At 34.3% G+C, this 14,399-nt stretch carries 17 protein-coding genes, 1 pseudogene and 1 riboswitch; of the genes and pseudogenes, 13 read left to right on the top strand and 5 right to left on the bottom strand.

Annotated elements, in window-relative coordinates; all coding sequences use genetic code 11:
* The first annotated feature begins 14 nt into the window (after positions 1-14).
* Positions 15-668, top strand: coding sequence for a DUF2306 domain-containing protein (locus MNO09_RS26030; RefSeq protein ID WP_088106924.1), 654 nt, complete (start codon positions 15-17; stop codon positions 666-668).
* 91 nt (positions 669-759) lie between these two features.
* Here MNO09_RS26030 and dhaQ read toward each other — a convergent pair whose 3' ends face one another.
* A complete protein-coding gene (gene dhaQ / locus MNO09_RS26025; protein WP_078182889.1) occupies positions 760-1,758 on the bottom strand; it encodes a DhaKLM operon coactivator DhaQ in 999 nt (332 codons plus the stop codon).
* 19 nt (positions 1,759-1,777) lie between these two features.
* On the bottom strand, positions 1,778-2,344 hold the full coding sequence (gene dhaS / locus MNO09_RS26020; protein WP_000204220.1) for a dihydroxyacetone kinase transcriptional activator DhaS: 567 nt from the start codon (positions 2,342-2,344) through the stop codon (positions 1,778-1,780).
* A gap of 178 nt (positions 2,345-2,522) precedes the next feature.
* On the opposite strand from dhaS, the gene dhaK reads away from it, so the two are divergent.
* Positions 2,523-4,274 (top strand): dihydroxyacetone kinase subunit DhaK, encoded by a 1,752-nt coding sequence (gene dhaK, locus MNO09_RS26015; protein WP_088106925.1) that lies wholly within the window; start codon positions 2,523-2,525, stop codon positions 4,272-4,274.
* 74 nt (positions 4,275-4,348) lie between these two features.
* Here the strand turns inward: dhaK and MNO09_RS26010 are convergent, their stop codons facing one another.
* Positions 4,349-4,990: an FMN-dependent NADH-azoreductase gene (locus MNO09_RS26010; protein ID WP_001044360.1), complete on the bottom strand. Its 642-nt coding sequence runs from the start codon at positions 4,988-4,990 to the stop codon at positions 4,349-4,351.
* A 210-nt stretch (positions 4,991-5,200) separates the two neighbouring features.
* Here MNO09_RS26010 and MNO09_RS26005 point away from each other — a divergent pair, with 210 nt between their 5' ends.
* From MNO09_RS26005 to MNO09_RS25995, 3 genes are all read left to right on the top strand, one after another.
* Positions 5,201-5,707, top strand: a complete 507-nt coding sequence (locus MNO09_RS26005; RefSeq protein WP_001200329.1) for an RrF2 family transcriptional regulator — start codon at positions 5,201-5,203, stop codon at positions 5,705-5,707.
* Positions 5,708-5,888: 181 nt separating this feature from the next.
* On the top strand, positions 5,889-6,056 hold the full coding sequence (locus MNO09_RS26000; protein ID WP_033659150.1) for a DAK2 domain-containing protein: 168 nt from the start codon (positions 5,889-5,891) through the stop codon (positions 6,054-6,056).
* 228 nt (positions 6,057-6,284) lie between these two features.
* Complete coding sequence (locus MNO09_RS25995) at positions 6,285-6,635, top strand: SH3 domain-containing protein (RefSeq protein WP_000946188.1); 351 nt, start codon at positions 6,285-6,287, stop codon at positions 6,633-6,635.
* 192 nt (positions 6,636-6,827) lie between these two features.
* On the opposite strand, the gene MNO09_RS25990 is transcribed toward MNO09_RS25995, so the two are convergent.
* Positions 6,828-7,379: a DUF4352 domain-containing protein gene (locus tag MNO09_RS25990; protein ID WP_001231979.1), complete on the bottom strand. Its 552-nt coding sequence runs from the start codon at positions 7,377-7,379 to the stop codon at positions 6,828-6,830.
* A 291-nt stretch (positions 7,380-7,670) separates the two neighbouring features.
* Here MNO09_RS25990 and MNO09_RS25985 point away from each other — a divergent pair, with 291 nt between their 5' ends.
* Positions 7,671-8,060 carry a hypothetical protein gene (locus MNO09_RS25985; RefSeq protein WP_000940657.1) on the top strand — a complete coding sequence of 130 codons (390 nt, stop codon included), beginning with the start codon at positions 7,671-7,673 and terminating at the stop codon, positions 8,058-8,060.
* Positions 8,061-8,384: 324 nt separating this feature from the next.
* Here the strand turns inward: MNO09_RS25985 and MNO09_RS25980 are convergent, their stop codons facing one another.
* Positions 8,385-8,591, bottom strand: a complete 207-nt coding sequence (locus MNO09_RS25980) for a hypothetical protein (RefSeq protein WP_000792084.1) — start codon at positions 8,589-8,591, stop codon at positions 8,385-8,387.
* Between the two features lie 241 nt (positions 8,592-8,832).
* A riboswitch (SAM riboswitch) is annotated at positions 8,833-8,938 on the top strand.
* Between the two features lie 82 nt (positions 8,939-9,020).
* Between MNO09_RS25980 and MNO09_RS25975 the strand changes: the two genes are divergently transcribed.
* The 7 genes and pseudogenes from MNO09_RS25975 to MNO09_RS25945 all read left to right on the top strand — a co-directional run bounded on the left by MNO09_RS25975 (position 9,021) and on the right by MNO09_RS25945 (position 14,332).
* Positions 9,021-10,079, top strand: a complete 1,059-nt coding sequence (locus tag MNO09_RS25975; protein WP_000455639.1) for an LLM class flavin-dependent oxidoreductase — start codon at positions 9,021-9,023, stop codon at positions 10,077-10,079.
* Positions 10,072-11,028, top strand: a complete 957-nt coding sequence (locus tag MNO09_RS25970) for an ATP-grasp domain-containing protein (RefSeq protein ID WP_241950066.1) — start codon at positions 10,072-10,074, stop codon at positions 11,026-11,028. The genes MNO09_RS25975 and MNO09_RS25970 overlap by 8 nt, the downstream gene beginning before the upstream one ends.
* Before the next feature lie 476 nt (positions 11,029-11,504).
* Complete coding sequence (locus MNO09_RS25965; RefSeq protein WP_000600375.1) at positions 11,505-11,786, top strand: hypothetical protein; 282 nt, start codon at positions 11,505-11,507, stop codon at positions 11,784-11,786.
* 276 nt (positions 11,787-12,062) lie between these two features.
* Positions 12,063-12,131, top strand: a pseudogene (locus MNO09_RS31095) (hypothetical protein); the annotation flags it as partial.
* Between the two features lie 210 nt (positions 12,132-12,341).
* A complete protein-coding gene (locus MNO09_RS25955; RefSeq protein ID WP_000110736.1) occupies positions 12,342-13,451 on the top strand; it encodes a response regulator aspartate phosphatase in 1,110 nt (369 codons plus the stop codon).
* On the top strand, positions 13,448-13,585 hold the full coding sequence (locus MNO09_RS25950; RefSeq protein WP_000821340.1) for a Phr family secreted Rap phosphatase inhibitor: 138 nt from the start codon (positions 13,448-13,450) through the stop codon (positions 13,583-13,585). The genes MNO09_RS25955 and MNO09_RS25950 overlap by 4 nt, the downstream gene beginning before the upstream one ends.
* A gap of 465 nt (positions 13,586-14,050) precedes the next feature.
* Entirely contained in the window at positions 14,051-14,332 is a 282-nt protein-coding gene (locus MNO09_RS25945) for an LCI fold-containing protein (RefSeq protein WP_000473840.1), read from the top strand.
* The last annotated feature ends 67 nt before the right edge of the window (positions 14,333-14,399 follow it).

Here is a 14,399-nt window from a genome sequence, read left to right as displayed (position 1 = left end):
GGAGGCAGTAAAATTTGAACAGGAAAATTTGGTTTGTATTTACTTTTTTTGCTCTTTTAGTAACTGGCTATGTTGTTGTCCAATATTTTATTATGGATGGATTTCAAACAGGGCTTGTAAAAGCGAAGCTTATGTTTGGATCTAAATTAAGTGCGTTCTGGTATATGATGCTATTTATACATATTACAACTAGTATAGTAGCATTAGTAACTGGCCCTTTTACATTATCCACTAAATTTAGAGAAAAGAATATCAACCGTCATCGAATAGTTGGGAAAATCTATATGGTTGGTATATTATTAGGAGGCGTTTCTGGACTGTACCTATCCTTTTATGCTACGGGAGGGTTGGTAGCGAAGTTAGGTTTCGGTTTGTTATCCATATTTTGGCTAACATCAGCATATCAAGCATTAAATAGAGTTAAGAATAAAAAAATTAAAGACCATCGGAATTGGATGATTAGAAATTATTCTTTAACCTTTGGAGCAGTTACATTAAGAATTTGGCTACCGTTGTTTATCGTTCTATTTGGAATAGAGCGGTTTGAACTTAGTTACGCTATTATTGCTTGGTTAGCGTGGGTACCCAATTTAATTGTTGCAGAATTATTCATAAGAAAAAGACTTAATAAAGGAAAGTACCAGGGAAATGAGGATTTACATTTTTAATGTAAATTTGCTGTCATATTGAGGGCAGAATTTTTTTATAGCTGAATTTCGTACAAAAATAGGATGGCCAATTGAAGTCATCCTATTTGTATTACCAACTAGCAGTTTCCGTACGTTCTTTCAACCACTTCACCCAATCCAAATCCTCCACCTTAAGCAAACTGAGCGAAACACCCTTCATATCTAAAGAAGTTAGTAGCGTACCAACTTTTACGAATGTAATATGTAAGCCTTCCAGCTCACATAAACGGCGAATATCATTTGCGAAAATGTATTGTTCCATTAGTGGAGTTGCACCTAATCCGTTAATGAGAATAGCAAAGTTGTCACCTTTTCTCCAGCGGTAAATGCTTTTTAGTTTGTTCATTAGTTCGATCGCTAATATTTCAGAAGAAGATAGCGCTTCTTTACGGTATCCTTTTTCTCCGTGAATGCCGACGCCGTAAAAGACTTCGTCGTCGTTTAATGTGAATGAAGCTTTTCCTTTCACTGGGTCGTTTGCAGGTGAAAGGGCGACTCCTAATGTGTGTAAGTTTTCGGTGATAGAACGGCCAAGTGTTGTTAGTTCTTCTAAAGAATGTCCGCTCTCAGCAGCCGCACCAAGTATTTTTTGAACGAAAACAGTACCAGCGACGCCGCGTCTTCTTTTATTAAAAGAAGCATCATCTTCAATTGAAACGTCATCATTTACGATGATATGGTCAATTTTTCTTCCTTCTTCTTTAGCAATTTGTTCAGCCGCAAGAAAGTTTGCTACGTCATCTTTAAAGTTTTTGATGATGAATAAAATACTTTTATTTTTTGGCATGAGGCGAGTTGCCGCAATAATTTGTTCCACTGTAGGCGGAGTGAAAATACTGCCGTTTACTGCCGCAGTAAGCATACCTTTTCCTACATAACCAATATCAGCAGGTTCATGTCCGCTACCACCGCCGCTTATGATAACAACGTTTTGCTTCAGTTTTTCTATATCTTTTACATAAATGATGTTATTTGTTTCGTCGTAATTTACTTTGTCGTTATGTTCAAAATAAAAACCATGCATCATATCTTGAACGATATTTTGTACATCATTCATAATCTTTTTCATTGCTTTTGCCACCCTTTAATTACTTTGCTGATTGCTCCAGTAATAGTAGTAATTGATTGTTTATCATATTTTTCATGAGAGAAGACATAATGGAAGGATCTACTTCGCATTTGCTTTCAATCCAATCTTTTATCGTTCCAACGAAGCCGTGACTATAAAAGGAGGCAATCGTATTTTTCGTCTCATCAGATAGGCTGAATCCACAGCTCACAGATAGTTCATCAATAATCTTCATATATAGGTTTTTCGTATGCTCAAATAAATAGTGATTAAACGAGTTTTGTTCAATGACCTTAAAAGCATTTCGGTAAAATTTTTGATTTTCATAAAAGTAATCAAATAATAAATCGAAAATGTTTTCCCACGTTTCATAGTCGAGAAAGTCGATAATATTCTCTTTCGTTTCTTCTCTATAAATCCAGCTTAATAGTTCAAATTTATCTTTAAAATGATAATAAAAAGTTTGCCTACGCATTTGACAGTGTAACATAATATCGCTCACTGATATTTTATGAAATGACTCTGTTTCCATTAAATACTTCAATGAGTTCGCGATTATCTTTTTAGAAATTATAGAAGAGGTCATCTGAATCATCCCTAGAATGTTAGTAATATAAAAATCCTACCTACAAATGAGAGCGGTGTCTTTAGACAGATTGTCCATTTTGTCCGTTTACTATAAAACGCTTTCATTTTAACATGGATAGTAAGAAGAAGATTTCAAATATATCACAATATATTAAAGGAATTGAGGGAGAATCACAATGAAAAAGATTATAAATAAACCAGAAACATTAGTAATGGAAATGTGTAACGGAATGGTTATGGCTCATCCAGAGCTTGAGCTTTTGAAAAAATATAAAGTCATTAAGAAGAAAGAAATGAACGAAAATAAAGTAACGTTAATTAGTGGTGGCGGTAGTGGTCATGAGCCGGCGCATGCAGGACTAGTCGGAAAAGGAATGTTAGATGCGGCAGTGTGCGGAGATGTGTTTGCTTCGCCTTCACAAATTCAGGTATATCAAGCAATTAAAGAAACAGCTAGTAAAAAAGGAACGTTATTAATTATTAAAAATTACAGCGGCGATATTATGAATTTCAAAAACGGTGCGCATTTAGCGACAGAAGATGGAATTGAAGTCGACTACGTAAAAGTGGACGATGATATTGCGGTAGAAGATAGCTTGTATACAGTAGGACGCCGCGGCGTTGCGGGCGTTATTCTCGTTCATAAAATTGCCGGCGCAGCAGCGGAAGCAGGTATGGATTTAGGTGCGGTGAAAGCTGTCGCGGAAAAAGCAGCGGCTAACGTGCGCACAATCGGTTTAGCGTTAACGTCTTGTACAGTTCCAGCGAGCGGATCACCTACTTTCACACTTGCAGAAGATGAAATGGAATACGGCGTAGGTATTCACGGTGAACCAGGAATTAAGCGTGAAAAAATGTTGTCAGCAGATGAACTAGCGAACCGTATGACAAACGATCTTGTAAAAGATTTAGGAGTAAAAGATGGCGAAGAAATTGCGCTTCTAGTTAACGGTTTTGGCGGAACACCACTGCAAGAACTTTACTTATTTAACAACGCAGTGACGCGAGAACTAGCTGCTAGAAACATTACAATTAATAGAGTATTTGTCGGTAACTATATGACGAGTATCGATATGGCTGGTATGTCTTTAACAGTAATGAAATTAGATGATGAGCTAAAAACATTAATATCGAAAGAGTGTAATACACCAGCGTTTAAAGTAGATGGACCAGTTGAAAGTGTCGAGTACATGAATGTGCTTGAAGGAGCAGAAGAGAAGGAAGTTTCCTTTGAAATAGAAACAGCGGAAGAGCACGCTGTTATAAACGATAATGTCATTACATTAAACAACATGATCTATCTCGTTGATAAAATGAGCGACATTATTATTAAAAATGAAGTGCCGTTCTGTGAGTTAGACACGCACGCTGGTGACGGCGACTTCGGAATGAGTGTGGCAAAAGGATTTAAGCAATTAAAACGTGAGTGGCATTCTATTGTAGATCAAGAGAACGTAACGATCGGATCATTCCTTGACGGTTGTTCGATGATTATTATGGAACATTGCGGCGGCGCATCTGGTCCAATTTGGGGCGGTGCATTCCGCGCAGCTAGTAAAGCAGCTGGCGAAAAATGTGAGTTAACAGTGAAAGAATTCGCTGAAATGTTACAAGCGGCACTGCAAGGTATACAATCTATCGGTGAAAGATCATTCGGTAGAGGAGCGGTAGTTGGTGATAAAACACTTGTTGACGCACTTGCTCCATGTGTAGATTCTTGGTTAGACAGCGCTTCAAACGAAGTAGACATGAAAACTGCCTTTAAAAAAGGTGCAGAAGCAGCGGTTAAAGGAGCAGAGTACACGAAAGAAATCGTAGCTCGCATGGGCCGCGCTGGTACAGTTGGCGAAAGAAGCTTAGGATATCCTGATGCAGGTGCGCATGCACTTGGAGTTATCTTTACGGAGATTGCGGGTAGTTTGAAATAGGAATTAGAAGATCCCCTCTGCCTTATGGTGGAGGGGATCTTTATTGATAACCATCATTCTTCCAGTGAAAACTTTTATTTGTTAGCCAATCTAGAAGCAGCCTCTTCAACTTCTTTATAGGCATTTTGTAATACTTCATTTGGATCTAGTAATGCTGTTCCTTGTGCACGAACGATTTGATAATCTTCAATACCAAGGAAGTTAAACATTGCTTTTAGATATTTATGAGAGTATTCCACTTCTGTATACCAATCATCATTTGTATAGATTCCTCCACTTGCTTGTATAACAAGCATTCTTCTTCCATCTTTAAGTAGTCCTACTGATCCGGTTTCAGTATATTTAAATGTTTCACGTGCAATCATAATATTGTCCATGTAATCTTTTAACTTTGATGGAATATTAAAATTGTGCAAAGGTAATACGATAACATACGTATTTGCACTTTTAAATTGTTGTAAAATTTCGGACATACGCTCCGTTACTTTTTGTTCTTCACCAGTTAACTCTTGTTCAGTTCCTTGTTTTTCCCATGCACTTAAAACAGTTTTATCTATCATTGGTACTACATCATCGTATAAATTAATCTGTTCAATCGTTTCATTATTAGGAATTAATTCTTTATAAGATACTAAAAAGTGGTTAAGAACCTTAATGCTGACTGATGATGTATCATCCACTTTCGGATGTGCGTTTATAATAAGTGTTTTGTTCATTTGTATTTCCCCTTTTTAAAAGTTTTTACGTTTTAATTGTCGACAATGTTAATCGTCGATTAACATTGTCTTTAATATAATCTCTGAAATTATTTTTGTCAAATGAAATACATACTATTCTAAAAGAGCCTTTTTTTATTTGACTAAAATTCTAAATGGTCCTAAGATACAATTTGATAACCCTTAAAATAAAAAGCAGGTGATTTGTATATGCAATATAGTGTTGGGGTTGAATATGCCTTGCATTGCCTAGTTTATTTAATCAATGCTCCTTCCAAGGAAAGTGTTGGAATAAAAGATTTGGCAGAGTTTCAAGGACTTTCTGAAACATTTCTTTCAAAAGTTTTCGGTAAATTATCTAAAGCTGACATTGTGAATTCTGTCCCAGGTGTAAAAGGAGGATACAGGTTAGCTAAGTCTCCAGAAGATATTTCTTTTTGGGATGTAATAGAAGCCGTCGAAGGCCCAAAACCTATTTTTCAATGTAAAAATATTGTACAAAATGGTCTACTATATCGAGACGACGCTTGTAATTCTTGTGAGCCTAGCAATTCTTCTTGTACAATTAACTTAGTAATGCTTGAAGCAGAAGAACACATGCGTGAGTTTCTTCGTAAAAAGACTCTTGCATGGTTAGATAAAGAACTTGATATTGTTTTACCTGAAAAGATAAGGGTAGATACTCGTGAATACTTCAAACAAAAAAACTCTAACTAAATCGCCATGACGAATTAGTTAGAGTTTTTTTGTTTTTTAACATTAATTCCATCATGTGAGTACTTCATCACAAATTCCTTCTTTAAATATCACATTTAATTAACTCATAAAGTTTCAAATTGATTAACATTGAAATTCTAAAAAATACAATTTTATTTTCGTAAAAAGTAAATGAATTTATGTGTTCAGATATTTTAAACATAGTGAAAAAGGAGCAGAGTACACGAAAGAAATCGTAGCTCGCATGGGCCGCGCCGGTACAGTTGGTGAAAGAAGCTTAGGATATCCAGATGCAGGTGCGCATGCGCTTGGAGTTATCTTTACGGAGATTGCGGGTAGTTTGAAATAGGAATGTGAAGATCCCCTCTGCCTTGTGGTGGAGGGGATTTTTATAGTTGATATGTAGAACATTTCTTTCGGTGCTCTCTCTGTAAAATATGAGTTTGTTAATATTTTTGATAAAATCTTATTTCAAAACTACAACTAATATTTCTCAACATTAATATATTGAAAATAGTTAGAATATTTAAGATAATCATTTATGAAGCAATATATTATAAAAAAGGGGGAATTTATTTTGTTACGTCGCTTATCTATTTGTACTTTATTAACAGCTTTTATGTTTACTTTGTTTACATTTAACGGCTCTGCTTTTGCGGCTACGAATACTACTGAAAATAAAACTGTAGTAGCAGCTTGTGCAAAGGGAGGTACGGTAGGTGTATATGGTGCAAAGATGCGCAGTGGTTACACTGTTGGATCACCTGTCTTACATACATTTAATGATGGTGCGAAAATTACTGGAACATGGGTAACTGGTGAATATGTTCAAGGTCATTACAGTAATTCTAAACAGTGGTTAAAAGTTACATATAAAGGGATGACAGGTTATGTATCCCATACAACATTATATAACGTTTGCTCATAAAACTATGTACTATAATAGCTTTTGATGTATTGAGCTAATCTCTTCTAGGGATTAGTTCTTTTTTGTCTCCTAGTTTTTAATGGGGCATTTTTTGAAAAAAACCAACGATTCATTAAATCGATGGTTTTATGTTTATATATTATTCATTTGTATCTATATCAAATTTTTCATTGTTTTTTGCTTATTTGAGACTTAGTTTTTTTGTGATTGCAACTTATCGATTTTCCAGCGTGCTCCTAGAGGATCTAAAGAGCTTTCAATATAAAACATATATTCATCTGCGATACTTGGTACTTCAAAAGCTATTTTCAATTCTACCGTTTCATTTGGTGTAACTTGTATACCAGAAGGGTTTTGATCAAGCACCTTTCCTTCATAGGCCTTTCCGGCTTTTTCATCTTTTAAGTTATATTTTAATTCTGATAGTCCAATCGTTTGACCTCGTACATTTTTTACAGAGACATTAACAACGACGGAATCGTTACTAGCATTTAAATATGCATTTTGAACGGCGGTCAAGTAATAGCCTCCCTTAACACTCTCACCAACTAATAAAATACCTTGTTCCAAGCGGGTCATATCTTCTTTTTCTTCAAAATTTATTAATTCTTCATTTTCATTTTTTGCGGTTGGTTCTTCTATTGGACCATTTTCAACGGCACTATCTTTTTTATCTTGTGTGCAAGCAGCCGTAAAACTGACTAATACTAGAATTAAAGTAAGTAATATGAATGATTTTCTCATAAAATTAATCTGTCTCCTTAAGTTTCTCAATTTTGTGCAACTATACATATAAGATTAACATAATGTCTCATTATTGGCTCAAAATAGGGAATCTTTTAGACACCTTATTCTTTTACTTTTACTATACATTCGATTGGGTCTCACGATATTTGTTAATCTTGTAAATCATTGTCTTAGTAATACCGAGGGTTATTATAAATATATTAATCATATAATTTGTCCCTATCAAAATGAACGTTTCTTGCATCTAATATATTGTAAATATATTTTATTTTGAAAGGATGTGATTATATGGCTCATAAATCTACTGGAGTGTTTCGAGTTCCAGTTTCTGAAAATGGGATTATTCCAACTGCTCTCAACATTATGTTAAACAATGATTCACGCTGTCATACTAGTAATGTAACGGTAACTGTTAAGAGAAGTCGAAACATTTCTTTCCCAACTCAAAATGAATTAGTTGAAATTTCTCGTACTTTTGTTTCTTTAGAACCAAACAGAACGACTAAGATTGTATTGTTTACTCCAGAATTCCAAATAGAAGATTTTCTTGATGTTATCATTAGTGGGAATAAAGATGATGTTAAGGATGTTCTTGTATATTCTTTCTTAGCAGATTCAGCAGGTCACAATCTGCCATCTACTGTTTTTAGAAATGCAGAATACACTTTTGCTTGCTGACACCGTGATGATGTATTCTTTACTGTCATATATTTGAAGGGAAATGTTAAATAGGATTCGATTTAACTTTTATTTGGGTTCTCCAAAGAAGTCTGCTTTAGCTAAATAAACAAGGAACCGACTAATGGGTTCCTTGTTTATTTGCATTTAACATGAAATTTCGTGTCTATTATTCCGAAAGCAACTTTACAGAGGAACAGATTTTTCCTAGTGAAGCAGCACCTATAGATGAAAGTACCCAATATTCCAATTCTAAAGGTAGGCGAAATGCTTGAACGTTACCATCATTAATAACCATCTTCATAATATGTAATTAGTATTATTTTATTCTTTAAATATTTCCGGCTTCTCCACTCTAAATGATTTCACCTCACCACATTCTAAACAAAATGTAGTTAATAGTTTGGAACGTTTCCCCACTGAAAAGAGCCTACTAGAATCATCTTCACAAACATATGCATGATAAGCAGATCCAACTCTTCCTTCTTTAAATGTAGTAGAACCACAATTCTCGCATCGTTTATTTTTCATGCTACTAACACCTCATTTGCTGTGTTTTTAAGATAGAAGTAAAGCAACTTGGTTATACATGATGTTTTCGACATGATACAACATACCCCTTTATATATTCGTAAGTAAAACAACACAATACCCTTATAAATCTCTATAACAATATGATTTTTCATATATCATTTAATGTATATCGGAAAAATAAGTATTAAAGGATTGATTTTTATTATTCTGATGATTATAATAAATGGAAATCAAACAATTCTTATGCTGAGAAGTGGAGGGACGGGCCCTATGAAACTTCGGCAACCTCGTTTTAGACGAAAGGTGCCAAATCCTGCAGGTGAAAAACACCTGAAAGATAAGAGAGGTTCACTTAGTCAAGAAGGCTACTCTTATTTCGATAAGAGTAGCTTTTTTTATGGTTAAAAGTTAAAGGGGGAATAGGTAGTGGAGTACGGTTTTTGGTTGCCGATTTTTGGGGGATGGCTTCGAAATGTAGATGATGAATCTATGCCGCCTACGTTTGAGTATGCAAAACAAACAGCGCAAGCAGCAGAACAATTAGGTTTTTCAACAACACTTATTGCAGAATTAAATTTAAATGATATAAAAGGTGTTTCGGCACCAAGTTTAGAAGCGTGGACAACTGCGGCAGCACTTGCAGCAGTGACGGATAAATTAGAAATTATGACAGCTGTAAGACCTGGTTTCCACAATCCAGCAGTTACAGCGAAAATGGCAGCAAATATTGATCAATTAAGTAATGGTCGTTTTACATTGAATGTAGTTTCGGCATGGTGGGAAGAAGAAGCGAGACAGTACGGCGGGGTATTTACTGCACATGATGAAAGATATGATCGCACAGAGGAATTTGTAACAGTTTTGAAAGAGCTTTGGAAAGAAGAAGAGTTTTCTTATAAAGGGAAGTTTTATGAGCTTCATCATACACATTTAAGTCCAAAACCTGTGCAGAAACAAGGCATTAAGCTTTATGCAGGTGGTGAGAGTGAGCGAGGAAAAGAGGTCATTGTCAACCACGCGGATGCATATGTAATGCACGGGGGAACAGTGGAAGAAGTATCTGTGAAAATAGAAGATATGAAGAATCGTAGAAAGAAAGTTACAGAGGAGCCATTGCAGTCATTCGGGCTTGCGGCTTACGTTATTTGTCGTGATACAGAAGAAGAGGCATTAGAGGAATGGAGACGCATAACGGATGTGAAAGACGATGCTTTAGGTTATGCGGGTTATCAAGACTTTATTAGTAAATCGCATTTGGAACAGCAAGTGAAGCTCAATGATTATTCCGTATCTAATCGCGGGTTACGTCCTAATTTAATCGGAACACCAGAACAAATTGCAGAAAGGATACTTGCTTTTGAAAAAGGGGGTGTTACGTTATTACTTTTACAATTTTCGCCACAGCTTGAAGAGATGAAACGATTTTCTGAAAAAGTAATGCCATTAGTTGAAGCAAAAAGAAAGGAATTGATTACAAATGAGTAAAATTTACATATTACATGAGAATAAGGAATGGACGGATCATTTAGTGAAAAGGTTGGAAGAACTGGAGTTACCGTATGAGGAATGGCTTTTAAATGAAGGAACACTTTCATTAGAACAAGAACCTCCCCAAGGTGTTTTTTATAGCCGCATGAGTGCTTCTTCACATACGAGAGGGCATCGATATGCACCTGAATTGACTGAAGGGGTTCTTGCTTGGTTAGAGGGATACGGGCGAACAGTATTTAATGGGTCTCGTGCATTACGCCTTGAAGTAAGTAAATTAAATCAATATGCAGCATTAAGAAAATTTGGGATACAAGTGTCGAAAACAATTGGTGCTGTTGGCCGTGATCATATAGTAAAAGCAGCAAAGGATTTAGGGGAAGTACCGTTTATTACAAAGCATAACCGTGCAGGTAAAGGCCTTGGTGTTCAACTGTTTCATTCCATTGATGCTTTAGAACAATATTTGGATGGTCCGACGTTTGAAGAACCCATTGATGGAATTACTTTAATCCAGCAATATATTGAAGCGCCAGAACCATATATTACACGTTGTGAGTTTGTAGGCGGTCAGTTTGTATATGCAGTTAAAGTAGATACATCAGAAGGATTTGAACTTTGTCCAGCAGATGCGTGTTCGATTCAAGATGCTTTTTGCCCAGTAGGAGAAGAGAGTAAGAAAGAGTCATCAACAAAATTTGAAATTATATCGGACTTCCAAGAGCCAATTATTGAACAATACAAAGAGTTTTTGGAAGAAAATGAAATTACCGTTGCTGGTATTGAATTTATTCGCAGTTCGGATGGAACAATTTATACGTATGATATTAATACAAACACAAACTATAATTCTGGCGCAGAGTCTGTAGCAAATCAATTTGGTATGCTTGAGCTTGCTACATTCCTTGGAAGAGAATTAGAAAAGCAAGTAGAGTTAGTTAAATAGTATAGAAGGTTCTAGTGAAAACCTTTGTTAAAGTAATCGTGGTCATATGACCAAGTTTAGGATATCCAGATGCAGGTGTGCATGCGTTTGAAGTGATATTTGCGGAGATTGTGAGTAGTTTGAAATAGGCATAAGAAGATCCCCTCTAGCTTAAACTAGGGGGGATCTTCTTATGCCTATATATATTTCAATAATCGCTTCTATTGTATTGAAATAATGGTATCTACATTAAAAAAACGACTTATAAAAGGACTTATCCAACGTAACATATAAATGTATCGTAAAATTGAATAAGTCTATATTTTGTTTTTAGATAGATATAATTTGAGGGTATTTCGATGATATTTCCTCTAATAGAATTGTGTGATAAGCTGCATATAACTATATATTGTTAGGGCGGGAGGTTGCTATCCTTTCTCTGATTTTATATAAGAAAAAAATTATCTGAGCTTTAATGAAAATGGAGAATATATTATATGATTTTAGGAATTTCATATTTTGATATTTTTTGTACTGTAGTGATTGTCTCGTTTTTCTTGATTTTTTGGAGATTGAACGTATGGTATAACAAAAAACATAATGTTCCTAAGGTTTTTCAATGGTTTCCTAGAAAATGGGGTAAAAGAAAAGTTTCAGAGCATTTATCACAATTAAATGAAAAGCTAGCGGCTGAAGGTAAAGGTATTTGGGTTACAATCTATGCTATAGATTTATACATTGTAACTATTCCCTATACAGTCAAAAAATATAAATCTTAATAAATATATTTAAAGAAAGACCTTTTAACTAAAATAAAAGGTCTTTTCTTTTTATAAATTTTAGAAGTGATTTGTTGAGTCCATGTGTTTATGTGGAGAAAGTTACTTGAGTTCGATGAGATAGAGGCAGATTGTAGTCAAGTGAACCGTGTAATAATCAGTTTAGGACGAGGCCTTAGTGAAGGGTAAAAACCAACGGGTATTCCGCAAAAAGTTTGAGAAAAATTAGTAGGAAGAGAATTCAAATCTTTTGACGATTTTAGAGAAGAATTTTGGAAAACACTTTCTGATTCGAGCTATGCGGCAGAATTTAATCCTATGAATATAAAACTTATGAAGGGATAGACTTTCATATTTCACCATTACCAATAATAAAGTGTTATTTTTTATATAGAAATGAATAAGGAACAGAAAAAATTTTAAGTTTAAAGAGCTAAAATGGTGAAATTGTATTGAGAAATTTTTTTGAAACTATAATATTCTGAAAATTAAATGTTTTATCAGCTGATTTTTGTTATTATGTTAGTAATCTATAGACAAAGGAGAAGGGGCTATATGAGTGTACACGTAATAAAAAAGGAAGAAATCACTTTACTTTTACATGATTGGTATCGAGAAATTCGTTCACAGAATTTCGTTAAGGCAAAGGAATTAAAACAAAGTATTGATACAAAAGTTAATAGTATGGAAGAAGATCAAAAGAATACAGAGTTTTATTCACTTTTAGATTTTAGATTTAAAATGTTGAGTGCAGAGTTTTATCCCCATCAATCTGACATATCTAAGAATGATCTAAGAAAAATGAAGTTAGATGAAGCGCCATCAGATGAATCTCTATTATATTATTACCATTTCTTTAAGGCTTCTCATGCTACGGTAAACGGTGATTTTAAAGTGGCTGAAAAGCATTATGGAATAGCAGAATCTTTGTTGGAAAATATTCAGGATCCAATCGAAAAAGCAGAATTTAACTTTAAGCTATCTAGCTACTATTATCATGTTTGCCAGCCTATTTTAGTTATTCAATATGCAACTAGAGCAAGAAATATATTTGAAGGGCTGTACGGATATAGTAGGAAGGTCGCAGCATGTGACAATGTTCTGGGTTTAGCATGTGTAAAGCTAAATGAATTTGAACAGGCAGAAGTTTATTTTATGTCGTCTCTGGATATTTTGAAAAAGCAGAATGAAGAGGAGTTAATGTTACGAGTTAGACATAGTTTAGGGGTTATGTATGCAGAGCAAAACCTATCTGATTTAGCACTTCGTTATTTATCAGAAGTATCACAAAAAATCCCGAATCACTTTAGAGCGATTTTTTTGGAAGCTAGAGAGAATTTAAAGTTAGGGAAAACAAAGCTTGCAGCCTCTTTAATTGAAAAAGGTTTAGTAATCTGTAATGAACTAGAACAAAAAGAATATGAACATCATTTTACCATTCTAAAGGGAATGAATGAGAATGTTTCTGCTGAAGAATTAGAATTAGCTATTTCTAAAGGAATTTCTTTCTTTAATGAAGTAGGTTTATGGCAATATGTCCAGGAATATGCTGAAAAGTTAGCGGTTAAATATCATGAAGAAGGAAATTCAATAAAATCTAGTGAATACTTCTATTTAGGATATAAAGAAAAAGAAAAAGGTTTTCAGAAAGGGGCTTTAAAATGAAAAGAATCATAAGCAGTTCAATTGGATTAATAATTACGGTCATACTATTAAATGGAGTAAATGCTCCAACAGACCAATCAAAGGTTAATACAACAAACGTTATACAATATACGCATGGAGAGCCGTGGGGCTGATGGAATATTGAAGTATAAAGAGTTGTTGGATCAAGGGATTATTACTGAAGAAGAGTTATCAGTGAAGAAAAAGTAATTATTAGGTATATAGATGAAACGCTCAAATGAGCGTTTTTTATTTTATAATTAGATGATTTATTTTCATATATATCCTGGTAAAATTTATTCCTTTCCCTAAAAGAAAAGACGCCATTAGGCGCCTTCCTTTTAGGTAGATAAGACTTTAGTTTTCCAATCTAAAGAAATTTTGTATCAGCTCTTTGTGAGTATATCATAATATCTGATTGATTTATTATGCATTGTTACATACTTTTCTAAACTCCTCTATTTTCCATTTGATAAAATAAAATCCCAATATTACTAAGAATTAAATAAATATTTCTACATATTCAATATATTTACAAAAATTACAAAAGTGATACATTTAAGTTGTAAGCTATAAAAACTATTAAAGGGGGATTTATTATGTTCAAGAAATTAGTAGTAGGGCTATTGGCAACTGGTATTGCATTAACAGGAGGAATTGGGGCAACTTCGGCTGATACGCAAAAAGCTGTGAGCTCTCCGAAGCAAGCAACATGCTCAATTCCTTATGAGTATTCTAATGGTAAATTTAAAAGAACTCTTTATTACTCAAATGGAGTATATGCTAATAGTTTTAATGAAAATGTTTGTGGCGGGACGATTACGTGGTATTTAAAACATGTTCAAAATGGAGTTGCTTTTTACGAAGGTAATTTAAAATAGTAGATTTTTTGAACCTCATTTATTGAGGTTCTTTTATTTTTAGTTTTTAAACTGATTCTCCACAAAA

Origin of the sequence: Bacillus sp. N5-665 (assembly GCF_022637375.2) — a bacterium.
GTDB classification, from domain to species: Bacteria; Bacillota; Bacilli; order Bacillales; family Bacillaceae_G; genus Bacillus_A; species Bacillus_A wiedmannii.
This window is presented reverse-complemented; position numbering and strand designations above follow the sequence as displayed.